We start from the raw sequence: 24,789 nt of genomic DNA on the forward strand, positions 1-24,789 counted from the left end.
CGTTCGGACCCGCGTGAGCCCCTGATGACCGACGATGGGGGGCATGATGTCGATTCGCCCCTTCCGATCCGCCGGCCGCCTCGCGGTCGCGGCCCTCGCAGTGGCGGGTCTGTCGGCCTCCACCCTCGTCCCGGGTTCCGGCGACACCGGCGACGCCACGACGGTGACCACGGCGTCGGCCGCGCCGGCACCGGTCGCCGCGCCGTCGGTTCCGGTTCCGGTTCCGCAGGAGTCGTCGTCGCCCGCCGGTGATGAGGCCGGACCGGACGAGACGGTGCTGGGACCCGCGGCGGTCGAGGCGATCGGCGACGACCTCGGCGAGGTCGCCGCTCTCAACGAGCTGACCGACGAGGAGCTGACCGAGAGACTGCAGGACCCCACCTACGGCGTCGGACCCGACGGCCGGCTGTTCGTGGCCGAGTTCCTCGACGAGGAGCACACGGCCGACCAGGCCGAGGTCGGTGGCGCCGGTGGCGACGAGCCGGTCGCGCTCGCCGCCGTGGTGCCCCTCGACCAGACCTTCGGACTCAGCAGCCTGCCCGGCTCACGCCGCACGATCTACCTGGACTTCGACGGCCACACGTTGACCAACACGATCTGGAACCAGGTGCAGGGCATCCCGAACGGTCGCACGGTGCCGCCGTTCAGCCTGGACGGCTCCGACGCCTTCTCGGCCGCCGAGCTCGAGTACATCCAGAACGTGTGGCTCGCCGTGTCGGAGGACTACGCGCCGTTCGACGTCAACGTGACGACCCGAGCCCCGTCCACCGACCAGCTCCGGCGTTCCACGTCGGACGACCAGACCTACGGCGCTCGCGCGATCATCACGACTCCGCGGGTGCAGGCCGACTTCCCCTCCAGCTGTCCCATCACCTCGACGTGCGCCGGGCTCGCCTACGTCGACGTGTTCGACACCGCCGGTCCATCGCACGCGCGCTACGAGGGCGCGTTCGTCAACGCGGCCGCGGTCGGCAGCCCGCTGGCGCTCACCACGATCGTGAGTCACGAGGTCGGCCACAACGGTGGGCTGAACCACGCCGGCTTCACCGACGGCGTCGTGACGCGCGACTACTACTCCGGAACCGGCAACTGGGGTCCGATCATGGGCACGCCCTACTCGCGGCCGCTCAGCCAGTGGACGAACCACAGCTACCCGGGACACACCAATGAGGCGGCCGCCGACCTGACGGTGCTGGCCTCCCACGGCATCGCGCCGCGACCCGACGACGCAGGTTCGACGATCGGGTCGTCCACACCGTCCGGCTGGACGACGAGCCGTCGTGGACTCATCTCGACCCCGACCGACCAGGACGTGTGGAACATCGGTCGGTGCGATGGCACGATCACGGTCTCCGCCACTCCCTCGGCCTACTCCACCAACCTCGACCTCGCGCTGACCCTCGTGACGGGGACCAGTGCCGCCCCGGTCGAGGGCGCGCGCGTCGATCCGCCCTCGGGACAGTCGGGCTCGGGATCGTCGATGCGGGCGACGGGCGTCGCGGCCACCGTGCAGCGGTCGGCCGGCGACACGCAGTACTACGTCCGGGTGGCGGGCAGCCCGACCGGACCTGACACGGGGTACGGCAACCTCGGCCCGTACACGCTCTCCGCGACCTGCGCGGGCTTCTCCCAGCAGCCGGCAGGTCTTCCGCGCTTCACCGACGTCCCGCCGGGGCAGAGCTTCTTCGGCCAGATCGAGTGGCTCGCCGGTAGCGGGGTCTCGACCGGCTACGACCAGGGCAACGGGACCACGACCTTCCAGCCGTCGGCCGCAGTGCTGCGCGAGCAGATGGCGGCGTTCCTGTACCGGTTCGCGGGTGCGACGGCGTCGTCGACGTCGTGCGGGCTGCTGGACGTGCCGTCGTCGAGCACGTTCGCCAAGGAGATCTGCTGGCTGAAGGGCACGAGCATCACGACGGGGTACGCGGTGCCGGGGGGCACGCAGTTCCGTGGCGCGCAGCCGGTGCTGCGGGAGCAGATGGCGGCGTTCCTGTACCGGTTCGCGGGCGAGCCCCCGTCGTCGACGTCGTGCGAGCTGCTGGACGTGCCGCCGTCGAGCACGTTCGCCAAGGAGATCTGCTGGCTCAAGAGCACCGGCATCACGACGGGGTACGCGGTGCCGGGTGGCACCCAGTTCCGCGGCTCGCAGCCCGTGCTGCGTGAGCAGATGGCCGCGTTCCTGTCCCGCTACGACGACCAGGGCCTGCCCGTGGCCCCCGCGCCGTGACCTGCTGACGGCGCCGGCGGTCAGGAGCGGAAGAGGCGGTCCCAGTTGTCGCGACTCGTCAGCTCCGGCATGGCGGCCCGCCAGGCCGCCTGCGCGGCCGGGCCCCGGCGCTTGAGCTGGCGGAGCGCACGGCGGATCTCGCGGTAGGACTCCAACGACTTGCGTCGCGAGATGCGACGCACCCGGAACGTCGACTGGGTGCGGTCCGTGGCGACGACGGTGCTGAACGAGCCGGCGTGCCACCAGCTCGTGATCGAGTCGATCGCGGCGGCTCCGGACACCTTCAGCCGGAGCTGCCGGCGGAGGAGCTGGCGCAGGAAGCGGTCCGGGTCGTCGGGCATCGGGAGCTCGAGCGCGAGGCGGACGTCGCCCAGACCGATCTCGGCGAGCTCTTCCGGCGTCAGGCGCTTCGTCTCGGGATGGTCGGCACGGAGGGCGTGCACCGCGGCGAGCGCGGTACGGCCCCCGTCGGCGATCTGATCGGGTCCGTCGAGGAAGGCGTCGATCGCTGCGACCACCGTGGCGATCAGGCCGTAGCGGTACTCGACCAGGAAGTGGCGGAGCTGACGCCCGAGCGACTCCAGGCCGCTGCCGGGGAAGTCGCCGAGGTAGAGCGACGAGACGATCAGCGCGTTGCGCGTGCGGAAGAAGAGGGGCCAGTCGTCCCAGTCCTTCATCGCGAAGTCGGCGTGCCAGACCCCGCTGCCGGGAAGCGTGACGGTGGCGTGTCCCCGGCTTCGTGCCCGGATGCCGAACTCGATGTCGTCCCACTGGAAGAACAGGGGGATGGGCAGGCCGACCTCGTCGATGACCTCGGCGGGCACGAGGCACGCCCACCACGCGGCGTAGTCGGCGTCGACCCGCTTGCCGGGCAGCTCGGCGAGCAGGTCGGCGTTCGAGAAGCGGTCGCTCGGCACCCCGGCGACGAACCGGTCGAGCGCGGTGTTCTCCCCCTGGGCCACGAGCTGCGAGGGGTGGTGGAGGTTGAGCATCTGGCCGCCGACGAGCGTGGGCCGCAGCGTGAGCGACCCGAACGCGCTCATGCGCAGCACGGTCTCGGGGTCGAGGCGGATGTCGTCGTCCATCAGCAGGACGTCGCCCGGGCGGCCCGCGAACCGGTCACGGGTCTCGAGCATGCCGCGGGTGAACCCACCGGCGCCGCCGAGGTTGGGCTGGCGGACGACGAGGAGGCGCTCGCCGAGCCCCTCGGCGACGGCGTCGAAACCGGGCTCGTCGGCGATGAGTCGATCACCTTGGTCGACCACCACGACCGAGTCCACCACCGTGCGCATCGCGGGATCGGCGACCAGCGCGCCGAGGGTCGCGACGCAGTCGGTCGGCCGGTTGTACGTGCAGATCACGAGGCCCGTCAGTCGATCGGCCGCCTCCGTCGGGGTCGTCACGGTGACGTCGCTGACGGTCAGGCTGCCGGTCGTGGTGGAGATCTCGAGCCACAGGTGGCCCTCGTCGAGGTAGTGGTCCAGCGGGGCTCGCAGCGTCAGGGCCTGGGCCGAATCGACCGCGTCGACGTCGGCCCGCTCGACGATGCTGGTCGTCGGGGAGAAGTCGTCCGAGACCAGTAGGACGGTGCCATGGCCGCGCACCGTCATGTGGACCTCGACGTCGCGCACGCGGGTCCAGCGCTGCCAGTGCGAGGCCTCGACCCGGCCGAAGTAGGTGCGGGTGGTGGCCAGGCTCGACGGGTGGACCGTGACGGAGCTGCGCGTGCGGTCGATCGTGCCGGCCTCGGCCCGCACGTACAGGTCGTCGGGCGCGGGAACCGTCGCTGCGAGGTGGATGCGCTGCAGCAGCGTGCCAGGTGTCGTCATGTCGTCGGCATCCTAGTGCGAGCCTCGGCCGCCATGGGCGGAGTCAGGCGTGGATCCGCGCGGCGAGGCGAGCGAGTCCCGCCGCGTGCTCACCGGCCCGTCCGGGAAGGTCCCCCGCGTCGCCCGCGTCCACGGGCGCGTCGCCGATGCCGATGACGGGCCACCCGGAGCCGGCCGCGGTGACGGCCCGGTGCTTGACGTCGTAATAGCCGTCGGACACCGAGATCGCGACCCCGCTCGCGCCGACCGCCGCGGCCAGGAGGTGCGGGTGGTAGCGCGTCGTGATCCAGCGCTGTCCGCGACGGGCCGGCAGGCCGTGCGTCACGACCTCGCCGAAGGAGTGGAACCGATGGTCGCCGAACCGCTCCTCGAGCGCGGCGCGCACGTGCCCGTCGACCGGGGGATTCGCCTCGACCACGGCGAAGTCGTCCGCGCCGACACCCCACGCGTCGAGGAGATCGCCGACGGTGCTCGCGAGCTCGTCCAGGCGGTCGTGACCGTCGCCCTGGGCGATCACCATGACGTCTGCGGTGCCCGCCCGCTGGTCGAGGTGCTGCTCGACGCCGCCGAGCCACACGTCGTCCGCGCCGACCTCGGCCGTGGGCAGGAGCAGCGCGGACTCGGGGTCGCGGACCGTCGCCACCTCGAGGCGGGGTCCGAGGGTGGCGTAGAGCTCGGGCAGCTCGGTGAAGCCGGGGGTCAGGCCCGCGCCACTGATCGCGAGGCGTGCCGGGGTGTGCTCGCCCATCCAGCTCATCGCCGCGAGGACCGAGGCGGGGTGCGGGCGCTGGGCGTTCACGAAGCCGCCGCCGACGAGGTGGACGACGTCGGCGGAGCGGAGAGCCTCGATCCCGGCCAGCCAGCGCGGCGCGCGCCACGGCTCGGTCAGGACCTGGTCGACGTGGGCGACGACCGAGCCGGCACTGGTCGGGTCGGCGTCGAGACCGAGGCGGTGCACCGTGTCGACGACCACCAGGTGCGGGTGCTCGCCGTGCAGCAGCGCGGCGGCGCCGGCGGGGTTGGGCACGTCGAGCCAGACCTCGTCGCGCGGGCGATGCTTCGCGAGCCAGCGCAACCAGCCGCGGGTGATCGCCTCGTCGCCGAAGTTGGGGTGCCCGGCCACGCCGATCAGATAGGTACGGCGACCTCGTCGCCCGCGCGCGCGGAGCATGGACGGAGCGTATCGGTCAGTTTTGCCATGGTCGGGTCATCCCTCAACCTCGGAAGATCTCCGGACGCCGCGCTCCCCCAGTGATTCGATCGGGTCATGTCCGTCCTCCGCGCCGTTCTGGCCCCCGCAGTGCTCGCCATGGTCGCCACGGTCGCGATCCCCACGGCGGCCCGTGCCGACTTCACCGACGTCCCGCCTCAGCACGTGTTCGCGGCGGAGATCGAGTGGTTGGCCGAGCAGGGCATCACCACGGGCTACCCGAACGGCAACGGCACCACGCGGTTCGAGCCCGGCGCACCGGTGCTGCGCGAACAGATGGCGGCCTTCCTCTACCGGTACGCGAATGCGACGGCGACCGAGACCTCCTGCGGCTTGGTGGACGTACCGGCGAACCACGCATTCGCGAAGCAGATCTGCTGGCTCATCGGCACCGGAGTCTCCACGGGATACGCGACCCAGGTCGGGACCGAGTTCCGTGGCTCGCAGCCGGTGCTGCGGGAGCAGATGGCGGCGTTCCTCGACCGGCTGGCCGAGGTCGAGTCGTCATTGTCGACCCCGGGCACGGCCCCCTTCCTGGACGTGCCGACCGGCCACACCTTCGCCAAGCAGATCGCGTGGCTCGCCACGACTGGCGTCACGACGGGATACGCGACCCCGGGAGGCACCGAGTTCCGTGGCTCGCAGCCGGTGCTGCGGGAGCAGATGGCAGCGTTCCTGCACCGGTACGACGGTTTCGTCGGCTGGACGGTCGACGCCGCGCTCGACCTCGTGTCGATCTCGGCCGCCTCGACCTCCGGCGGCAACCAGGCGTCGCTCGGCCCGGCCACGTCGGCCGACGGCCGCTACGTGGTGTTCTCGACGCTTTCGAGCAACCTCGTCGACAGTGACAACAACGGCACCTTGGACGTCTTCTGGCGGGACACGGTGACAGGCCAGATGAAGCTGGTCTCCCGAGCGGCCTCCGAGACGGGCGTCCTGGGCAACGGGGCTTCGACCGTCCCGGACGTCTCCGACGACGGCCGCTACGTGACCTTCGAGTCCTTGGCGAACAACCTGGTGCCGGGTGACACCAACTCCACCGGCGACATCTTCCGACGCGACATGACCACGGGGGCCATCACGATCGAGTCGCGCAGCTCGGCCGCCGTCCTGGCGAACGGCGCGTCGCAGCAGGCGAGCATGTCGGCGGACGGTCGGTACGTCACCTTCATCAGCTACTCCGACAACCTGGCCGCCGGGGACACCACCGCGGCGCCCGACGTCTTCGTGCGTGACATTGCCAACGGTCAGACGATCCGGGTCGGGCTCGGGCCTGGTGGCGCGAACCCGAACAGCTCGGCCCTGTCGCCGACGATCTCGGCCGACGGTCGTCTTGTGGCGTTCCAGTCGAGTGCGACCAATCTCGTGGTCGGAGACGACAACGGCCAGTTCGACGTGTTCCGCTGGAACCGCGACACCGGGATCACGACGCTGATCTCCGACGACCCGTTCGACAACGGCAGACACAGCGTGTCGTCGCGACCGCGCATCTCCGACGACGGCGAGTTCATCGCGTACCACGCGTTCGACCTCGACACGGCGTCCGAAGGTGTGGACCCGCACGGCGATGTGTTCCTCTGGGGCCGTGCCGGCGCGTCGACGACCCTGGTCTCGGCATCTCCGACCGGCGCCCCGGCGAACGGCACCTCCCTCGGCGGTTCCGTCTCGGCCGACGGCAGGTACGTGTCGTTCAGCTCGGATGCGTCGAACCTGGTCGTGGGCGACATCGGTGGCCAGGCGGACGTCTTCCTGTACGACCGGTTGACCCGGGTCACGACCCTCGTGTCGGCTAACGGCTCGAAGGTCGGCGGCAACGCCGAGTCGGTCACCGGGGTCGTGAGCCCGGACGGCGACCGGGTCGTGTTCCAGAGCGCGTCCACCAACTTCGTGCTGCTCGGCACCTTCGCGACCTATCAGATCTACCAGTGGCGTCGCGAGGGCGACGGCTGACCAGGAGCCTGCCTGCCTGCGGGCCGACACCCGAGCCCCCGGTGGGGCACGAATGGCGCAGGACTCGGCCACCGGTTCACGTCCGTGACACACCGGGCGCCTACGCTCGTCGGGTGGACTGGAACGAGTACGACGCTGCCCTCTTCGACCTCGACGGCGTGATCACGCCGACCGCCGAGGTGCACATGCGTGCGTGGTCGAAGATGTTCAACGACTTCCTGGTCGCCCAGCGGGTCGACGAGCGCTACACCGACGCCGACTACCACCGTTACGTCGACGGCAAGCCCCGCTACGACGGCGTGCGCTCGTTCCTGGAGTCGCGCGGCATCACGTTGCCCGAGGGCACGCGCGACGACCCGTCCGACGCCGAGACGGTCAGCGGGCTCGGCAACCGCAAGAACGACGTCTTCATGCAGGTGCTGCACGACGAGGGCGTCCAGGCCTACCCCGGTTCGCTGCGCCTGGTGGAGGCGCTCACCGCCGCGGGGGTCCGCCGCGCGATCGTGTCGAGCTCCCGCAACGCTCCGGCCGTGCTCGAGGCGGCCGGCATCACCGACCGCTTCGAGCTGATCGTCCACGGCGGTGTCGCCGCCGAGGTGGGTCTCGCGGGCAAGCCGGCTCCCGACACCTACGAGTACGCCGCCGACCAGCTCGGCGTGGCGCACGGCAAGGCCGTCGTGCTCGAGGACGCCCTGTCGGGCGTCGAGGCGGGTGCGGCCGGTGATTTCGGTCTCGTCGTGGGCGTGAACCGTGGCGCCGGCGCCGACGCACTGCGCGAGCATGGAGCCGACATCGTCGTCGACGACCTGGAAGAGCTGCTCTGATGAGCCCATCGCACGAGGCACCGCCGGTGCACGAGTACCTCGACCGCACCCGTTTCCCCGTCGACGAGTGGCGGCTCGTCGAGCAGCGCTACGACGCCAGTGACCTGGGCGTCACCGAGACCCTCTTCGCGGTCGGCAACGGCTACCTCGGCCTGCGCGGCAACGTCGAGGAGGGACGCGACTCGCACGCCCACGGCACCTTCCTGAACGGCTTCCACGAGACGTGGCCCATCCGCCACGCGGAGGAGGCTTTCGGCTTCGCCCGGGTCGGGCAGACCATCGTGAACGCCCCCGACGCCAAGGTCATCCGCCTGTACGTCGACGACGAGCCGCTGCTCCTGCCGATCGCCGACATCCTCGAGTACGAGCGGGCCATCGACTTCCGCGAAGGCGTCCTGCGTCGCGAGATCGTGTGGCGCAGCCCGTCGGGCAAGCGGGTGCGCATCCGCTCGACCCGCATGGTCTCGTTCCACCAGCGCCACCTGGCCGTCATGACCTTCGAGGTCACGATGCTCGACGCCGCGGCCCCGGTCGCGATCAGCTCGCAGATCCTCAACCGCCAGGACGGCGAGGACGAGTACCACGTCCGTTCCAAGTCGATGGGCGAAGGCGTCGACCCGCGCAAGGCCGAGGCGCTCGAGCGCCGCGTGCTCGATCCCCAGCACAGCCGCGGCAGCATCGAGGACGGACGCGTCGAGCTCGGCTTCCGCACCCACGACAGCGGCATGACGCTCGGCGTCGCGGCCGACCACCGCCTCGAGACCGCCAACCCGTCCACGACCCAGATCACGGTCGAGGACGACCTCGCCAAGATGACGTTCCGGGTCGACGCGCAGCCCGGCGAGCCCATCACCCTCACCAAGGTCGTGGCGTACCACACCTCGCGCGGGGTCCCCGTGCGCGAGCTGATCGACCGCTGCCGGCGCACGCTCGACCGGGTCCGACAGGACGGTCTGGAGCAGCAGCACCTCGACCAGCGCACGTGGCTCGACGACTTCTGGGCACGGTCCGACGTCGAGGTGCCGGGCCAGCCCGAGGTCCAGCAGGCCGTGCGCTGGAACCTGTTCCAGGTGCTCCAGGCCTCGGCCCGCGCCGAGGGCAACGGCATCCCCGCGAAGGGCGTGACGGGCTCGGGCTACAGCGGTCACTACTTCTGGGACACCGAGATCTACGCGCTCCCGTTCCTCACGTACACGACTCCGCAGATCGCCCGATCCGCGCTCCGCTTCCGCTACACGCTGCTCGACTCCGCCCGCAAGCGGGCCCACGAGCTGGCCCAGCAGGGCGCGCTCTACGCCTGGCGCACGATCAACGGCGAGGAGGCCTCGGCCTACTACGCGGCCGGCACGGCGCAGTACCACATCGACGCCGACATCTCGTTCGCCCTGAACAAGTACGTGCGGGCCACGGGCGACACCGACTTCCTGATCCGCGAGGGCATCGACATCCTCGTCGAGACGGCCCGGATGTTCGTCGACCTCGGTTTCTGGCGCTCCGAGGAGGACGGCTCGTTCCACATCCACGGCGTCACGGGCCCCGACGAGTACACGACCGTCGTCAACGACAACCTGTTCACCAACGTCATGGCGCGCTTCAACCTCGCGAGCGCGGCGGCCTCGGTCCGCGAGCTCGCCGAGCGCGACGGACTCGAGTACGAGCAGGTCGTCCGCCGGCTCGACCTCACCGACGACGAGGTCGCGTCGTGGGAGCAGGCCGCCATCGACATGGCGATCCCGTTCGACGAGCACCTCGGCATCCACCCGCAGGACTTCCACTTCCTCGACCGGGAGGTGTGGGACCTCGACAACACCCCGCTCGACAAGCGGCCCCTGCTGCTGAACTACCACCCGCTCGTGATCTACCGCTTCCAGGTGCTCAAGCAGGCCGATGTCGTGCTCGCGCTGTTCCTGCAGGGCGACCAGTTCACGCCCGAGCAGAAGCGCGCCGACTTCGAGTACTACGACCCGATCACCACCGGCGACTCCACGCTGTCGGCCGTCGTGCAGTCGATCATCGCGGCCGAGGTGGGGTACGCCGACCTCGCGTACCGCTACTTCCTGTCGGCGCTCTACGTCGACCTCGCCGATCGTCACGCCAACACCTCCGACGGCGTACACGTCGCGTCCACGGGTGGCGTGTGGAGCGCCCTGGCCTCCGGGTTCGGTGGCTTCCGCGACCACGGTGGCGAGTTCACGATCGATCCTCGCCTGCCCGAGAGCTGGCACGAGCTCACCTACCGCGTCACCCTGCGGGGCACGCGGGTCCGGGTCACGGTGCGGGACACCGAGGTCGAGCTCACGGTCGAGGACGGCGACTCCGCCGCCCTGTCGGTGCGCGGCGAGGCGGTCACGGTCCAGAAGGGTTCGCCCGTCACGGTCCCCCTCGCCGACCAGGGTCCGCGTCTCGCGGGTCAGCCCCGGCCGGTGCCGGGGCGTCAGCGCGGCGACGGCTCGGTCATCACGGCCACGGTGCCCGGCATCTGACGCTTCCGCGATTCGCCGGAATCTCAGGCGAAACGTCGGACAGGCCGCGCCACGTCGGACACAATCGGGGCATGTTCACGGTGGCCTGGCGCTTGGCCGACGGGACAGCCGGTGACGTCGAGATGCGCGGCCGCGACCGCTTCAGCTTCGGCCGCCACGGCTGCACCGTCGAGCTCGACCGGCCCGGACTCAGCCGGGAGGCGCTGATCGTCCGCGACACCGCCCCGGGACCGGTGGTCTTCCGCGGCCAGCGCGACAACGGCGCGTTCGTCGCTCTCGTGACGCTGCTGGGCCAGCGTCGGTGGCTCGCGGAGGGCACTGCCGCCAACCTCACGGCCGAGGCGAACCGCGTCGAGCTGCACCTCGGCGGCGAGGTCGTGTTCACCGCTGACGTCAGCTTCGGCATCCGGCCGCGCACCTTCGATCGGCTCCTGCCCGACGTCACGCCGAGCGCCTGACATCGCACTGCGGACCTCGGGCGGTGAGTGTTCCACCACCTGAGGGGGTGGGCGGTGGAAGACTCACCGCCCCCACCAGGGAGGGCTGAGACGGCTCAGGAGCCGGAGGACGGCACGACCGGCACCCGCACCAGCACGACGCCGGGACGGACCTCGGCGGTGATCTCGGTGCCCTCGCCGACCGGGTCGCCGTCGAGCTGCATCGGCGTCGACGACCCCGCGATGATGTGCACCGTGCGCCCGGTGAAGCGGGCGAAGCGGTCGGTGTTGCGCTTGCGCCGGGTGACGACCTTCCAGGCGATGCCCAGCCAGCCGAGGAACCGCCGGGGCGCGAGCACGACGACGTCGAGCTCGCCGTCGTCGATCAGCGCCTCCGGCAGCAGCGGGATGCCCGCCTGCAGGAAGCCGACGTTGCCGATCACGACGGTCCGGGCACGCATCTTGACCGGCTCGGCGTCGTCGACCGTGATGGTGACCTTCATGCCCGGGAAGCGCAGCGCCTTGATGCCGGACACGAAGTACGCGAGGTAGCCCACGCGCTTCTTCAGGTCGTCGTCGACACCCGTCATGATCATGGCGTCCATGCCGAGCCCGGCCATGACGAGGAACGACGTGTCGACGCCGGAGTCGGTGCGGTAGCGCGCGAGGTCGATCGCCTTGTCCTGACCGCCGAACGCGACGTCGAGCGCGTCGCGCCAGTTGAGCGGGATGCCGAGGTTGCGCGCGAGCAGGTTGCCGGTGCCGTGCGGGATGACGCCGATCGCGACGCCCGTGCGGGCCGCCTCCTCGCACACCGCGCGAACGGTGCCGTCGCCGCCGGCGGCGATGATGAGGTCGACGCCCGAGGACAGCGCCAGCAAGGTCTGGCCATAGCCAGGGTCCTCCACGGTAGTCTCGAACCAGAGCGGCTCGCTCCACCCGTGCGTCGTGGCCACCGCGCGCACACGCGCCTTGAACGCCTCGATCTCGCCGACCTTGGACGGGTTGAGGATCACGGCCGCCTGGCGCGCTCCGGTGCCGGTGATCATCGCGAGCTCCGACGGCAGGCGGGTCGCGTCGGTCGCGATCAGGAGCCACAGGGCCAACGTGGCGCCGGCGCCGAACGCCAGACCGGCGACGACGTCGGTCGGGTAGTGGACGCCGAGGAAGACGCGGCTGGCGGCCACGGCGACGGCGAGGACCGACCAGGTCGTGATCAGGAGACGGCGCTTCAGTCCGCGGCCGGTGGTGACGATGGTCAGCAGGGTCGCGATGACGAGCAGCAGACCGGCGCCGGCAGCGTGACCCGAGGGGAACGACCACCCGCCGATGTCGTGCAGCATGCCGAGGGAGCGGGGACGCGGACGCTCGACCAGCGCCTTGAGGGCGTGGTTGCCCAGCAGCACCACGAGGCCGCTCGTGGCGATCCAGGTGGTGATGCGCCACTCGCGCCGCCACACGGCCCAGGCGACGAACGCGATGACGAGGCCGATGACCGGGGCCAGGGCGAACGCCTCGGCGAGGGCCTCGCAGACGCGCAGGAGCCAGGTCGTGTCGGCCGTCAGGGCGACCGCGTCGTCGGACACCGAGCGGTCGAAGTCACCGAAGGGATCCCAGCCGGATCCGACCTCGACGGTCAGCAGCACCAGGAGCAGGCCCAGGCATCCGAGCACGATCGAGAGGACCCCTCGCCGGCTCGGCTCGGCTCGACGCAGGTCGACCGACACGTGTCCCCTTCCCGTGGCGCGCCCGGTGCGTGCCCGGGCAAGCGTACGTGGCGTGGCTCCTGCCTCGCCACATCAGCGGTTCGCCCCTCACCGCTGCGGGGCCGCGCCCGGTCGCTCGAGCCTCGCTGGGGCCGGCCCGTGGTGGCGGCCGGTGGTGACCGAAGTCCTTGCCCGTTCGCCCGATACCCTGACGGAGTGATCGATCCCCGCCTCCTCCGTGACGATCCCGAGGCCGTGCGCACGTCGCTGCGCCGCCGCGGCGAGTCGCCCGACAAGGTCGACGCCCTCGTGGCCGCCGACGCCGCTCGCCGCTCCTCGATCGCCGAGTTCGAAGCGCTGCGCGCCGAGCAGAAGCAGATCGGTCGCCAGGTGGCCCAGGCCTCGGGCGAGGAGAAGACGGCCCTGCTCGAACGCACCAAGGCGCTCAGCACGCAGGTCAAGGAGGCCGACGCCCAGCAGGGCCGGGCCGCCGAGGAGTTCGACGGACTCCTGCGGTCGCTGCCCAACCTCGTCGCGCCCGAGGCGCCCGAGGGTGGTGAGGAGGACTTCACGGTCCTCGACGTCGTCGGCACGCCGCGCGACTTCGTGGCCGAGGGATTCGAGCCACGCGACCACCTGGAGATCGGCCAGCTGCTCGGAGCGATCGACATCGAGCGCGGCGCCAAGGTCTCCGGCTCGCGCTTCTACTACCTCACGGGCGTCGGCGCGATGCTCGAGCTGGCACTCGTGCAGCTCGCGATGACGACGGCCCAGACGTGGGGCTTCACGCCGATGATCCCGCCGGCCCTGGTCCGGTCGCGCGCCATGGAGGGCACGGGCTTCCTCGGCCAGGCCGCCGACGACGTCTACCACCTCGAGAAGGACGACCTCTACCTCGTGGGCACCTCGGAGGTGCCGCTCGCGGCGTACCACTCCGACGAGATCCTCGACGGGGCGTCGCTGCCGCGCCGGTACGCGGCCTTCAGTCCCTGCTACCGCCGCGAGGCGGGGTCGCACGGCAAGGACACGCGCGGCATCTTCCGCGTGCACTGGTTCGACAAGGTCGAGATGTTCACGTACACGACGCTCGAGGAGTCGTACGCCGAGCACGAGCGGCTCCTGGGCTGGGAGCGCGAGTGGCTCGACGCCCTGGAGCTGCCGTACCGGGTGATCGACGTCGCCACGGGTGACCTCGGGTCCTCGGCCATCCGCAAGTTCGACTGCGAGGCGTGGATCCCCACGCAGGAGCGCTACCGCGAGGTCAGCTCCACCTCGAACTGCACCGAGTACCAGGCCCGGCGCCTCGACATCCGCGTGCGCGGCGCCGCGGCCGACGGCGGGAGCACCACCGGTCCGGCCGCCACGCTCAACGGCACGCTCTGCGCCATGACCCGCACGATCGTCGCCCTGTTCGAGAACGGTCAGCAGGCCGACGGCTCGGTCGTCCTGCCGAAGGCCCTGCACCCGTTCCTCGGCCCGGTCCTGAAGCCGATCGGGGCGTCAGCGTGAGCGACTGGAGGCCCCGGCTCGTCGCCCTGGACGTCGACGGCACGCTCGTCACCGGCCGCAACGAGATGAGCCCGGCGGTGCGCGAGACCGTGCGCGGGCTCCGCGACCAGGACATCGAGGTCGTCATCGCGACCGGTCGGTCGGTTCCCGGCGTGATGGACGCCGCCGACAAGCTCGGCTTCGAGCGCGGTCACGCGATCGGCAGCAACGGCTCGCTCGTCTTCACCTACCGTCCGACCGAGTTGCTGCGTGCCGTCACGTTCGACGCCTCGGAAGCCGTGCAGTCGATCCTCGACCGCATGCCCGACGTGCTCGTCGCGGTCGAGGAGGTCGGCGTCGGCTACCGCGTCAACCGCGCCTTCCCGTCCGACGAGCTGGGCGGCTCCATCACGGTGCAGAGCGTCGAGGAGCTGATCGGTGAGCCGGTCACGCGCGTCATCATCCGCTCGCCCGAGCACAGCACGGAGGAGTTCCGGGAGGTCGTGGCCGATCTCGGCCTGACCGACACGAACTACTACATCGGCTACACCGCCTGGCTCGACATCGCGCCGGTGGGCACGTCGAAGGCGTCCGGGCTCGACTTCCTGTGCCAGCACCTGGGCATCGCGCAGTCCGACGTGCTCGCGATCGGCGACGGCAACAACGACATCGAGATGTTGTCCTGGGCCGGACGCGGGGTCGCGATGGGCCAGGCGCTCGACGAGGTCATCGCCGCCGCCGACGACGTCACCGGGTCGATCGACGACGACGGCGTCGTCGACGTGCTGCGCCCCTACCTCTGACGCCACCCCATCCGCTCCTTGAGGTGCGAAGGCGCTCTGGCGCCTGAGCCTCGAAAGGTCTGAGGTCCGGCAGGCTCAGCCGACCTGCATCAGGCGGCGACCGGACTCCATGTCGTCGAACGCGTCGAGCACCTCGTCGACACTCGGCGACAGGACGACGAGGTCCGTGACCTCAGGCGTGACCTGCTGCCGCGCGCGGCGCAGGTGACGCTTGATCGTCGACGTGGAGCAGCCCAGGCGCTCGGCCAGCTGCTGACACGTGTCGTCGGGGTGCGACTGCCGGGTCGCGAGCACCGCGGCGTGGTCGACCGGCCCTCCGCCGAGTCGTGCCGCGCCGAAGCTCGCGATCTCCGCGTCCGCGACCGAGACGCCGAGCCTGCGACGCAGGTCCTGGCGGTCGGACTCGGTGGTGCACGCCACGAAACCGGAGACGTTGACCTCCACGACCGCCCGGTACAGGCAGTCGGTGAAGATCGGGCAGGCCGCACATCGACGGTGCGCCTCGGCGCGCTTGCGCGCGACGTCGCGCCGCATCGCTGCGGTCAAGCCGTGTCTCCCGAGTGGCGTCTCCAGCGCGTCGTCGAGAAATGTGGTCGGGTCTTCTGCGCATGCGAGCACGACAGAATTATCGACGATGGTCATGGGCTCCCTCTTCCCTGAACCGATCGAACATCGCCGATGCTACAGGTACATCCCCCCGCTGGGGCCGTTTTCGCCGTTTTGCTCACCCTGAGCACCGGACGGGTCGTTTGACGCCGGAAGCGCGAGCCGCATCGTCTGGAGCTGCGACTGGGCCTGCACCTGCTGGGCGTACAGCGCGGCCTGGATGCCGTGGAACAGCCCCTCGAGCCAGCCGACCAGCTGGGCCTGGGCGATGCGGAGCTCGCCCTCCGACGGCGAGGCGGCCTCGAAGGGCCGGCTCAGCCGCGACAGCTCGTCGACGAGCTCGGGCGCCAGGCCCTCCTTCAGCTCGGCGATCGACTGCTCGTGGATCTCGCGGAGACGGGCGCGGCTGGCGTCGTCGAGAGGAGCGGCCTTGACCTCTTCGAGGAGCTGGCGAATCATGCCGCCGATGCGCATGACCTTGGCCGGCTGCTCGACGAGGTCGGTCAGCGGTGTGGAGGTGGGCTCGTCGCCCTCGGTGACCGCGACGGGGCTGCCGTCGGGCCCGATCGTCATGGGTGTCTCGCTCATGCCTCCACCCTAGGAGGGTCCGCCCGCCGCTTCGCCGCCTGCCCGCCGGTGGTTGAGGTGTGAGGAGCTCCAGCGACGAGCCTCGAAACCTCGGTCACGATGCGGGCTGAGGTGCCCCTTTCGAGGCTCGTCCCTCGCACCTCAAGGGGCGGGGCTTCGCCCGCATCTCGGCGACGAGCCTCGAAACCTTGGTCCGGTCAGGGCAGGAGGACGAGCTTGCCGATGTGGGAGGAGGCCTCCATCACGCGATGGGCGTCAGCGACCTCGTCGAGGCCGAACGTCTGGTGCACCACCGGGCGCAGCGCGCCGCTCGCGACCCACGGCCAGGCATGCTCGACGAGGTCGGCCATGATCGCGGCCTTCTCCTCGCTCGGGCGGGCTCGCAGCGAGGTGGCGCTCACCGAGGCCCGCTTGGTGAGCAGGAGCCCCAGGTTCAGCTCGGCCTTGACGCCGCCCTGCATGCCGATGACCACGAGCCGGCCACCGGTGGCGAGCGCACGGACGTTGCGGTCGAGGTACTTCGCTCCCATGTTGTCGAGGATGACGTCGGGCCGGACGTCCTGCTCCTTCAACGCCTCGACGAAGTCCTGCTCGCGGTAGTTGATCGTGACGTCCGCCCCGAGCTCGCGACAGAACTCGGCCTTCTCCGGCGAGCCCACCGTGACCGCGACCCGTGCGCCGTGGGCGACGGCCATCTGGATCGCGGTGGTACCGATGCCGCTGCCGCCGCCGTGGACCAGCAGCGTCTCGTCGGGTCGGAGCCCGGCGTGCATGAAGACGTTCGACCAGACCGTGGCGGCGGTCTCGACGAGCCCACCGGCGGCGGCGTCGTCGAGACCCGCAGGACGGATGACGACCTGGCCGGCGGGTACCGCGACGTGCTCGGCGTAGCCGCCGCCGGCCAGCAGGGCCACGACGTCCTCGCCGACCCGTGCGGCGTCGACGCCCGGACCCACGGCGACGATCGTGCCGGCGGCCTCGAGGCCGAGCACCTCGGTGGATCCCGGCGGCGGGTTGTAGAAGCCCTGTCGCTGGAGGACGTCGGCGCGATTGACCCCGGCGGCGACGACGCGCACGAGGACCTCGCCCTCGGCGGGGGTCGGCACGGGGTGCTCGCCCACGACCAGGGCGTCGGCCTCACCGGGCTCGGGGACGGTCACGGCACGCATCAGCTCGGGAGTCGCCATGCTGGGGACGATAACGCGAGGCCCGATAACGTGGTCCCCATGGACGTCCGCCTGGTGCAGCTCGCGTCCGGAACCGACCCGGTGGCGAATCGCGAGCTGGTCGACGCGCGACTCGCAGCCATCACGCCGGGGCCGTCGCTCGTCGTGCTCCCCGAGGCCACCATGACCGACTTCGGGCCCGCCGACTTCGACCTCGCGCCGTTCGCCGAGCCGCTCGACGGCCCGTTCGTGGAGCTGCTCGCCGGTCACGCACGTCGGATCGGCAGCACGGTCATCGCCGGCACCTTCGAGCCGAGCACCTCCGAGCTGGGCGCCGGCGCTCCGCCGTTCAACACCCTCGTGGTCGTCTCGCCCGACGGCACGCTGTCGGCGTCGTACCGCAAGATCCACCTCTACGACTCCTTCGGCTACCGCGAGTCCGACCGGCTCTCCCCCGGCGTGCTCGAGCCCGTCGTCGTCGACGTCGGCGACCGGCGTCTCGGGCTCATGACCTGCTACGACCTGCGGTTCCCCGAGCTCGCACGACTCCTCGTCGACGACGGTGCCGACACCCTCGTGGTCCCGGCGGCCTGGGTCGCAGGCGAGGGGAAGCTGCACCACTGGCGCACGTTGCTCGCGGCACGCGCGATCGAGAACACGGTGCACGTCGTCGCCGCAGCCCAGGGCGGTGCCCGCTACACGGGACACTCCCTCGTCGCCGACCCGCAGGGTTCTATCGTGGTCGAGGCCGCCGATGGCGACGAGACGTTGTCGGCGCTGCTCGACCCGGAGGAACCGGGACGCACGCGATCGACCAATCCGTCGTTGGCGAACCGGCGCATCGACCGACCGCGAGGAGACGCATGAGCGAGGCCACCACGGGTCGTCGACGCCTGGACGACTCCGTCGAGGCCGGCTACGACCAGCCCGTGCGCGCGCCGCGGCTGGAGTCGCGCCGGTCGGCCGCCAGGATCGGCGCCGTCGTCGCGCTCGCGGCGCTCGTCGGTCTGGTCGGCAGCGTCCTGTCGGTGCTGGCGATCGACGTGCCGGTGGCCGTCTACCGACCGTCGGCCGCGCTGCTCACGATCGCCCTCACGATCGCCCTGGTCCACCGGGCCGGTGGACACATGCGCATCTGGGTCAGCCTCGTCGCGGTCCTGTGCGTCGCCGCCGCTGTCACCGAGATGGCCGGCGTGATCGCCGCCGCCGCAGCAGCGACCGGCGTCGTGGGTGCCGTCCTCGCGGTCGTGATGACCCGCCCGAGCGAAGGCGTCGTCTCGACGCTGCGGGAGTTCGCCCTGAGCGTCGGCATCGCGCTCAGTGGTGCCGCGGGTGTGGCCGCGTGGAACGCGCAGGTCAACGCCGTGACGTTCAGCGTCGCCGTCATCGGGATCTCGCTCGGCGTCGTCCTCGGCCTCGTGTGGTCGCTCGGCGAGGGCCTGCACGGTCTGGGCCGGAACCACCTCGCGATCCTCGCGGTCGTGGCCGCCGTCCTCCTGCTGCTCGTCGTCTACACCTACGCGGTCCGCAGCTACGGATCGACGTCGGTCATCAACGCGATCGACGATGCGATCTTCCAGGCGCGCACGCGGATCGGCGGCATCCCCCGCCCGGTGCAGGCGTTCGCCGGGTTCCCCGCCCTGGTCGTCGGACTCAGGCTTCGTTCGCAGCGACGTGAGGGGTGGTGGGTCCTGGTCTTCGCGGTGCTCGCCACCAGCTCGGTCACGACCTCGCTGGTCTCGCCCCTGGCGTACCCCTCGTACATCGGCCTCTCGGTGCTCTACTCGGCCGTCATCGGCTTCGCGCTCGGCTGGGTCGTCTCGCACTACGTGCTCGCGCCCAGCACCGTGCGCGCGGCGCGCCGGGTCGAGTCGACCCGCCGGTTCGAGCCGTCCCGCTGGGCGGGCCTGCGCTGACGCTCGCGCTTCCCGACCCGCCGGCTGAGGTGCGAGTGCGCTCTGGCGCACGAGCCTCGAAGGCGAAGCCACCATGCTGGTTCGACGTTGCCGAGGGGCCGGTGGTTGAGGTGCGAGTGCGCTCTGGCGCACGAGCCTCGAAGCCACCCGCACCGCGTCCGTTGGTCCTCTGAGAGACTGGATCCCGTCCGGACGCCTCGGTGACCGGACGAGGAGGGGTGCCGGAGTGGCCGATCGGAACCGCCTTGAAAGCGGTCGCTGGCTTCATAGGTCAGCCGCGGGTTCGAATCCCGCCCCCTCTGCCAGGTTCCGCGGAGCGGTGTGTGCAGAGGGCGCCGGTTCGGGGAGGAGCCTGCGACGGAGTCCCGCCCCCTCTGCCAGGTTCCGTCTGTCAGGTTCCGTCCCCGTCGAAGTGAGTCCTGCATGAGTCTGCCCGAGAGCTCGGTCTACCGGCTGGGGCGTGGCCCCGCGCTGGTGGCCACCGGCGTCCTCACGATCGTGACCGGCGTGCTGGTGTTCGCCGCGTTCCTCGTCGCCGACGACGCCACCGCGCGGGTCGTCGTAGCCGTCGTCCTGGGGGTCCTCGCCGCCGTGGCGGTGTTCCTCGCCGTCCGCTTCGCGCTGCGGCCGCCGGCGGTCGTCCGCCTGGACCCGACCGGGTTCACCGTGGCCCGGCCCCGCGTCCGCGCGACGTGGAAGCAGGTCGACGACGTGGCGCTGAACTCCGGCTACCTCGTGCTGTCGGGCGAGGGCACCGCCAGAGTGGAGCTCAGGCTGCTGGACCCGGATGCGCGGCAGCTGTTCGTGCGCGAGGTCTACGACCGCCTGAACGCGGCGCACGGCTACACGCGCTTCGGCTGAGCGGTCCACCGAGGAGGCCGATTGGCCGTGGCGGCTCGGAGACCGGTATCGTGGCGGAGTTGCCGCCCACGGGTGGCAGCGAGGAGATGTCGCATAGTGGCCTAGTGCGCCCGCCTGCTAAGCGGGTTGAGGTTTAAACCTCTCGCGAGTTCAAATCTCGCCATCTCCGCCACTCCCTCGGGGAGCATGTGAGCACCAGCATCCGTCGCCGGGTGCTGGTGCTCCGTGCTTCAGCCGTGGCGGAGCTTGCTCCGCCACCAGCCTTCCGGGACGCCTCGGCCAACCGCCTGGTCAGGTTCGCCGGGACGTGACCAGGGCTTCGAGGCTCGCGCGCCAGAGCGCACTCGCACCTCAACCGACGGGTCGCGGGTGCCCGCACCTCCGACGGGCCTGGGCCTCAGCCGTCGGCCCGGTGGCTGCGCTCCCGGAACCCCTGAGCGAGGTCGACGACGCCGAAGATCGCGAGCACGGCGCCGAAGGGTCGGCCGGTGAACCAGGCGAACTCGGCGTCCGGGAAGAAGATCGCCAGCACGGCGCCGACGAGGACCAGCACGGACCCGGTGAACAGGTGCATCGAGGCGCTCATGGGCCCAGCCTAGGAGCCGGGCACGACCCACACATCCGCCGAAGGTCGCCTGGGCATCGGCCGGAAGTGGGGGAGGGAGCCCGACCCCCGTCCGGCTCGGCTAGCCTGCCCAGAGGGAGAGAAAGACCGACGAGGACCCGATGACGACGCAGCGCACGTGGCGGTGGCTGGTCCTGTTCCTGCTCGTCGACCTGGTGCTCGTGGTCGTGATGTTCCGCCACGTCTCCGGTGACGCCGACGATGCAACGGCGAACCCGACGGCGCCCGGGCCGGTCGACTCCTCCGAACCGGTGGCGCCCGCGACCCCGACCGCCGCCGGCCTGGTCGAGGCCACCGACGACGTCGTCGTCTGGGGCGAGCGGGGAACCTGTTCGGCTGGGACTCCCGTCGTCCTGGCGCGAGACGTCGACGGCGTCCGCGACGAGCTGGACCCGGGCATGACCGAGCTCCTGCGGATCGACGTCAACGACGCCGGAGACGTCTACGTCATCGGCGCCGACGCGCAGTGCCAGCCCGTGGAGCTGCTCCTGTCCGAGGGGGCGACGGACTGGGTCGACCCGCCCGGCCCGATCCGTCGATGGCACCTCACCTCGGGTGCGGGAGCCACCGTGACGACCCCCGTCGGCGACGTCGACCCCGGGTGCGCGCCGGTCTCCTTCGTCTCGGACGGCACCGAGGGTCTCGTGGCCTGCGGCAACGGCGCGATCCGCACGTCGGACGACGACGGAGCGACGTGGGAGGGCGAGGTGGTCCTCGAAGGTCTGCGCAGCGCCGTCCGGAGCGACGACGGTGCGTGGGCGCTGGCGCCGGCCGACGACTGCGCCGTGGCGTCCTACCGGGTCGACGCGGCCGAGGCCGGCGTGACCGGATGCGTCACCACGGAGGCGGGCGACGGGCTCGTGCTGCTCGCGGCGAGCGGCGACGGATACGTGGCGGTGGTCGCCGACCGGCTGCTCCGTTCCTCCGACGGGAGCAGCTGGGAGCCACTTCCCGCCCCGTGAGGTGCGACGCCCTTCGAGGCTCGCTCGTTCCTCGCTCGCACCTCAGGGCCCGGAACGAGGAGCCTCGAACGGGTGCCTCGAGCGGACGAGGGTTTCGAGGCTCGCGCGCCAGAGCGCGCTCACACCTCAACCAACGGGTGGTGAGGCGAGCAGACCGCCTTCGCACCTCAACCAACGGGTGGTGAGGCGAGCAGACCGCCTTCGCACCTCAACCAACGGGTGGTGAGGCGAGCAGACCGCCTTCGCACCTCAACCGGCGGGTGGTGGCGGGCCAAAGGTCCAGAAACGACGACACCCGCCGGTCGTCAGGAATGATCGGCGGGTGCGCGGTGGTGCTGGGTCAGCTGGCCTGCTCGGCGGCGAGGTCGATGACGGGGGCGTCGGCACGCTGCTCGGTCATCAGGACGGTCTGCGAGCGCACGCGGCTGCGGCGGTTGATCATGGCCTCGACCTCGAGGTAGCTCATGGGCTTCTTCAGGTGGAGCACGATGAACACGGTCGAGAACAGGATCGACAGGTCGAGGCGGAACGAGTAGCCGCGCAGGGCCGCCCGGCAGTACGCCGTCTCGATCGTGAGCCGCTCGTCGTCGGTGAGCGCCTGGCGGCCGACCAGCTGCGCCGGGCCCGTGAGGCCGGACGGGGTCAGGAAGCGATCGTCGGCGTGGGGGTACTCCTCGCGGAGCAGGTTCTGCACGTTGTCGGGGAGCGGACGGTTGCCGATCAGCGACATGCGGCCGCTCATGACGTGGACCAGCTGCGGGATCTCGGTGAGGCCGACGCGCTCCAGGAGGCTGCCGATCCGGGTGTAGAGCGGGGAGTCCGGCGGGATGTTGAGGAAGCGGACCTGGCCCTCGACCGGGACGGTGTCGCGGTTGACGAGCTTGTCGGCGTTGCGCACCATCGTGCGGAACTTGACGACCTTCATGACGCGATCGACCGAGACGCGGCGGTTGGACCGGTAGTAGACGGGACGGCCCTCGCTGATGAGCACCGCCAGGCTGGCGACGAGCAGCACGGGGATCCACACGACCGCCGCCAGGGCGATCAGTGTCAGGTCGAGTAGACGCTTGCGCTTCATGGTCTTGCCTCTTGTCGATCGATGGTCGAGGTGAGGTCTGACGAGTTCGTCAGGGCCGGCGTCCCTGAGGGCCGCACGACATGCACAACGAGCGACATCGCTCGAAGTGCCGACCAAACTTTTGCGTCGAGGCCGACGACGGCCCGCCGAGGCTTCCGCGAGGCCTCGGCCAGAAGCCGGCGGGCGAGCTTCTCGAACGTGGACGACAGCCGGTCTGACAGGCCGGATCGGTCGGCGCGGGCGATGATGCGGCCGGGGTAGACCACCGAGACGCTCACGCGCGCGCCGTGGTGCACAGCGATCCGGTCGAGGTGCTCCTCGGCGAGATTCTTCCACCCGCCGTAGAGGCGTCGGTCGGGCGTGGGCGCCAGCGCGATGACCGAGGAGACGAACACGATCCGGACCGAACCGGTCGTCGCGGCCACCAGGGCCTCGATGGTCGCCAGCTCCGACGCGAACTGCTCCGCGTCGTCCGGGCGGGGGTCCTCGGGGTGGATCGGCCCGAGCGCGCACACGTGCAGCACGAGATCGGCGTCAGGGGCGACGACACCGGCGGCGTCGGCCGCCAGGACCACGCGGGCGCCCGCGAGGTCGGACAGCGCCGTCGCGTCGCGTTCGTGCCGGGCGACGGCCACGACGTCCTGGCCCTCGAGCCGCTTCAGCAGGGCCGAGCCCAGCTGCGTGCGAGGGCCGATGAGGATGTGCGCCGGGGTGCTCATCGAGCACCCTCGATGCCGGTGAGCAGGGTCTCGAAGCGGTCGATGCAGCGTTCGGCGGTGAACTCGTCCTCCGCCAGCGCGCGGCTCGCGACACCCACACGTTCGCGTCGCTCGGTGTCGCCGAGGATCTCGGCGACCCAGGCGCCAGCGGCCGGGATGGAGCCCGACTGCGGGACGAACACCGCGCCGCCGGCGCGCTCGACGAGCGTCGACGCCGCGTTCTCGAGTGGCATGAGGCCCAGTATCGGCCGGCCGGCGCAGAGGTAGGACAGGGTCTTCGACGGCACCGAGAAGGCGCCGGCACGCTGGTCGAGCAGCACGAGCAGGACGTCGCCCGAGCCGAGGACCTCGGGCAGGCGGTCGTAGGGCTGGTACGGCAGCAGCGTGACGGGTACCTCGAGGCGCGCCGCCTCGTCACGGATGACCTCGGCCGCCGGTCCCTCGTTGACGACGACGAGCTCGGCGTCGACGCCGGTGTCGCGCACCTGCTTGGTCAACGCCACCAGCAGGGACGGATCGTGCTTGAGGCCGAGCGTGCCCGAGTACAGGAGCGTGAGGGTGTCGTCGACGCCCTGCTCGACGGCCCAGTCGTTCTTGCGCTCGACCGGCACGATCTCGTCGAGCGGCGCCCAGTTCGGGATGACCGTGACCTTGTCGGCGGTGCCCCACTTCTCGTGCACCGGCACGAAGGCGTCGGAGATCGCCACGACCGCGACGGCGCGGCGCGAGCACCACTTCTCGGCGACCTCGAAGACGGCCGACACGACCGTGAAGCCGCGCGACAGCTTGTCGCCGGCGAAGGACTTCACGGCGATGGCGTAGACGTCCTGGTGCCACAGGACCCAGGGGATGCGGACGAACAGCATCGCGAAGGCGAAGATCACGAGCGTCGGGATCTGCACGTTCGACAGCACCGCGACGTCCGGTCGGTGCGAGCGCACGTGGCGCACGAGCTGGAACCCGAGTCGGATTTCGACCACCAGCCGCTTGGCGAACCGCAGCTTGTCGAAGACGAGGCCGTCACCGATCGTCTCGAACACGATCGTCTCGCCGGGCTCGGCCACGAGGGCGCCCTTGCCGGAGACGTAGGCGTCGCAGCTGGAGTGCACGACGTCGTGACCACGACGGGCGAGCTCCCGGCTCAGCTGCACCTGGAAGGGGTGCCCACTGAAGTCGTGCACGAGCAGTCGCACAGGAGTGCCTCTTTCATCGTGTCCGGACAGATCAACAGTACGAGCAACGACTCGGAACAGCCATCGTTATGAGCGTCACGTGGGGGAACCACCGTGGAGTTCGTCGTCCCGTCGCCCG

The 24,789-nt window shown here is 71.0% G+C and carries 21 protein-coding genes and 2 tRNA genes; 13 read left to right on the forward strand and 10 right to left on the reverse strand.

What is annotated here, in order from left to right; genetic code table 11:
- Positions 1–43: 43 nt before the first annotated feature.
- The gene (locus tag V6S66_RS00650) at positions 44–2,227 is read left to right on the forward strand and encodes an S-layer homology domain-containing protein (RefSeq protein WP_334204851.1); all 2,184 of its coding nucleotides are present in this window, start codon (positions 44–46) and stop codon (positions 2,225–2,227) included.
- Between the two features lie 20 nt (positions 2,228–2,247).
- Here the strand turns inward: V6S66_RS00650 and V6S66_RS00655 are convergent, their stop codons facing one another.
- The gene (locus V6S66_RS00655; RefSeq protein WP_334204852.1) at positions 2,248–4,056 is read right to left on the reverse strand and encodes a glycosyltransferase; all 1,809 of its coding nucleotides are present in this window, start codon (positions 4,054–4,056) and stop codon (positions 2,248–2,250) included.
- A 43-nt stretch (positions 4,057–4,099) separates the two neighbouring features.
- Positions 4,100–5,227 (reverse strand): polysaccharide pyruvyl transferase family protein, encoded by a 1,128-nt coding sequence (locus tag V6S66_RS00660; RefSeq protein ID WP_334204853.1) that lies wholly within the window; start codon positions 5,225–5,227, stop codon positions 4,100–4,102.
- Between the two features lie 96 nt (positions 5,228–5,323).
- Between V6S66_RS00660 and V6S66_RS00665 the strand changes: the two genes are divergently transcribed.
- The 4 genes from V6S66_RS00665 to V6S66_RS00680 all read left to right on the forward strand — a co-directional run bounded on the left by V6S66_RS00665 (position 5,324) and on the right by V6S66_RS00680 (position 10,981).
- Positions 5,324–7,216, forward strand: coding sequence for an S-layer homology domain-containing protein (locus V6S66_RS00665; RefSeq protein WP_334204854.1), 1,893 nt, complete (start codon positions 5,324–5,326; stop codon positions 7,214–7,216).
- A gap of 113 nt (positions 7,217–7,329) precedes the next feature.
- Positions 7,330–8,040 (forward strand): HAD family hydrolase, encoded by a 711-nt coding sequence (locus V6S66_RS00670; protein WP_334204855.1) that lies wholly within the window; start codon positions 7,330–7,332, stop codon positions 8,038–8,040.
- Complete coding sequence (locus V6S66_RS00675; protein WP_334204856.1) at positions 8,040–10,523, forward strand: glycoside hydrolase family 65 protein; 2,484 nt, start codon at positions 8,040–8,042, stop codon at positions 10,521–10,523. Before V6S66_RS00670 ends, V6S66_RS00675 begins: the two co-directional genes overlap by 1 nt.
- 71 nt (positions 10,524–10,594) lie before the next feature.
- Positions 10,595–10,981, forward strand: coding sequence for a hypothetical protein (locus tag V6S66_RS00680; protein WP_334204857.1), 387 nt, complete (start codon positions 10,595–10,597; stop codon positions 10,979–10,981).
- Between the two features lie 95 nt (positions 10,982–11,076).
- Here the strand turns inward: V6S66_RS00680 and V6S66_RS00685 are convergent, their stop codons facing one another.
- Positions 11,077–12,687, reverse strand: a complete 1,611-nt coding sequence (locus V6S66_RS00685; RefSeq protein WP_334204858.1) for a phosphatase PAP2 family protein — start codon at positions 12,685–12,687, stop codon at positions 11,077–11,079.
- A 195-nt stretch (positions 12,688–12,882) separates the two neighbouring features.
- Between V6S66_RS00685 and serS the strand changes: the two genes are divergently transcribed.
- Positions 12,883–14,175, forward strand: coding sequence for a serine--tRNA ligase (gene serS / locus V6S66_RS00690; protein WP_334204859.1), 1,293 nt, complete (start codon positions 12,883–12,885; stop codon positions 14,173–14,175).
- The gene (locus tag V6S66_RS00695) at positions 14,172–14,957 is read left to right on the forward strand and encodes an HAD family hydrolase (protein ID WP_334204860.1); all 786 of its coding nucleotides are present in this window, start codon (positions 14,172–14,174) and stop codon (positions 14,955–14,957) included. The genes serS and V6S66_RS00695 overlap by 4 nt, the downstream gene beginning before the upstream one ends.
- A 75-nt stretch (positions 14,958–15,032) precedes the next feature.
- On the opposite strand, the gene V6S66_RS00700 is transcribed toward V6S66_RS00695, so the two are convergent.
- The 3 genes from V6S66_RS00700 to V6S66_RS00710 form a co-directional block, all read right to left on the reverse strand.
- Positions 15,033–15,599 (reverse strand): WhiB family transcriptional regulator, encoded by a 567-nt coding sequence (locus V6S66_RS00700; RefSeq protein ID WP_334204861.1) that lies wholly within the window; start codon positions 15,597–15,599, stop codon positions 15,033–15,035.
- Positions 15,600–15,638: 39 nt separating this feature from the next.
- The gene (locus V6S66_RS00705; protein WP_334204862.1) at positions 15,639–16,151 is read right to left on the reverse strand and encodes a bacterial proteasome activator family protein; all 513 of its coding nucleotides are present in this window, start codon (positions 16,149–16,151) and stop codon (positions 15,639–15,641) included.
- 197 nt (positions 16,152–16,348) lie between these two features.
- Positions 16,349–17,338 (reverse strand): NAD(P)H-quinone oxidoreductase, encoded by a 990-nt coding sequence (locus tag V6S66_RS00710; RefSeq protein ID WP_334204863.1) that lies wholly within the window; start codon positions 17,336–17,338, stop codon positions 16,349–16,351.
- 39 nt (positions 17,339–17,377) lie between these two features.
- Between V6S66_RS00710 and V6S66_RS00715 the strand changes: the two genes are divergently transcribed.
- The 5 genes from V6S66_RS00715 (at position 17,378) to V6S66_RS00735 (ending at position 20,266) form a co-directional block, all read left to right on the forward strand.
- Positions 17,378–18,184: a carbon-nitrogen hydrolase family protein gene (locus tag V6S66_RS00715; protein ID WP_334204864.1), complete on the forward strand. Its 807-nt coding sequence runs from the start codon at positions 17,378–17,380 to the stop codon at positions 18,182–18,184.
- Positions 18,181–19,233, forward strand: coding sequence for a hypothetical protein (locus V6S66_RS00720; protein WP_334204865.1), 1,053 nt, complete (start codon positions 18,181–18,183; stop codon positions 19,231–19,233). The genes V6S66_RS00715 and V6S66_RS00720 overlap by 4 nt, the downstream gene beginning before the upstream one ends.
- Before the next feature lie 212 nt (positions 19,234–19,445).
- Positions 19,446–19,538 (forward strand) — tRNA-Ser (locus V6S66_RS00725).
- Between the two features lie 118 nt (positions 19,539–19,656).
- On the forward strand, positions 19,657–20,094 hold the full coding sequence (locus V6S66_RS00730) for a hypothetical protein (RefSeq protein ID WP_334204866.1): 438 nt from the start codon (positions 19,657–19,659) through the stop codon (positions 20,092–20,094).
- 82 nt (positions 20,095–20,176) lie between these two features.
- A tRNA-Ser gene (locus V6S66_RS00735) sits at positions 20,177–20,266 on the forward strand.
- A 225-nt stretch (positions 20,267–20,491) separates the two neighbouring features.
- On the opposite strand, the gene V6S66_RS00740 is transcribed toward V6S66_RS00735, so the two are convergent.
- Positions 20,492–20,680 (reverse strand): DUF308 domain-containing protein, encoded by a 189-nt coding sequence (locus V6S66_RS00740; protein ID WP_334204867.1) that lies wholly within the window; start codon positions 20,678–20,680, stop codon positions 20,492–20,494.
- A 140-nt stretch (positions 20,681–20,820) separates the two neighbouring features.
- On the opposite strand from V6S66_RS00740, the gene V6S66_RS00745 reads away from it, so the two are divergent.
- The gene (locus V6S66_RS00745; protein WP_334204868.1) at positions 20,821–21,681 is read left to right on the forward strand and encodes a hypothetical protein; all 861 of its coding nucleotides are present in this window, start codon (positions 20,821–20,823) and stop codon (positions 21,679–21,681) included.
- A 340-nt stretch (positions 21,682–22,021) separates the two neighbouring features.
- On the opposite strand, the gene V6S66_RS00750 is transcribed toward V6S66_RS00745, so the two are convergent.
- Genes V6S66_RS00750 through V6S66_RS00760 form a run of 3 tightly spaced genes read right to left on the reverse strand, consistent with a single transcriptional unit; the run spans position 22,022 to position 24,671 of the window.
- Complete coding sequence (locus tag V6S66_RS00750; RefSeq protein ID WP_334204869.1) at positions 22,022–22,759, reverse strand: sugar transferase; 738 nt, start codon at positions 22,757–22,759, stop codon at positions 22,022–22,024.
- The gene (locus tag V6S66_RS00755) at positions 22,756–23,478 is read right to left on the reverse strand and encodes a hypothetical protein (protein ID WP_334204870.1); all 723 of its coding nucleotides are present in this window, start codon (positions 23,476–23,478) and stop codon (positions 22,756–22,758) included. The genes V6S66_RS00750 and V6S66_RS00755 overlap by 4 nt, the downstream gene beginning before the upstream one ends.
- The gene (locus V6S66_RS00760) at positions 23,475–24,671 is read right to left on the reverse strand and encodes a glycosyltransferase family 4 protein (RefSeq protein ID WP_334204871.1); all 1,197 of its coding nucleotides are present in this window, start codon (positions 24,669–24,671) and stop codon (positions 23,475–23,477) included. The genes V6S66_RS00755 and V6S66_RS00760 overlap by 4 nt, the downstream gene beginning before the upstream one ends.
- Between the last annotated feature and the right edge of the window lie 118 nt (positions 24,672–24,789).

The organism is Aeromicrobium sp. Sec7.5 (assembly GCF_036867135.1).
Lineage (GTDB): Bacteria > Actinomycetota > Actinomycetes > Propionibacteriales > Nocardioidaceae > Aeromicrobium.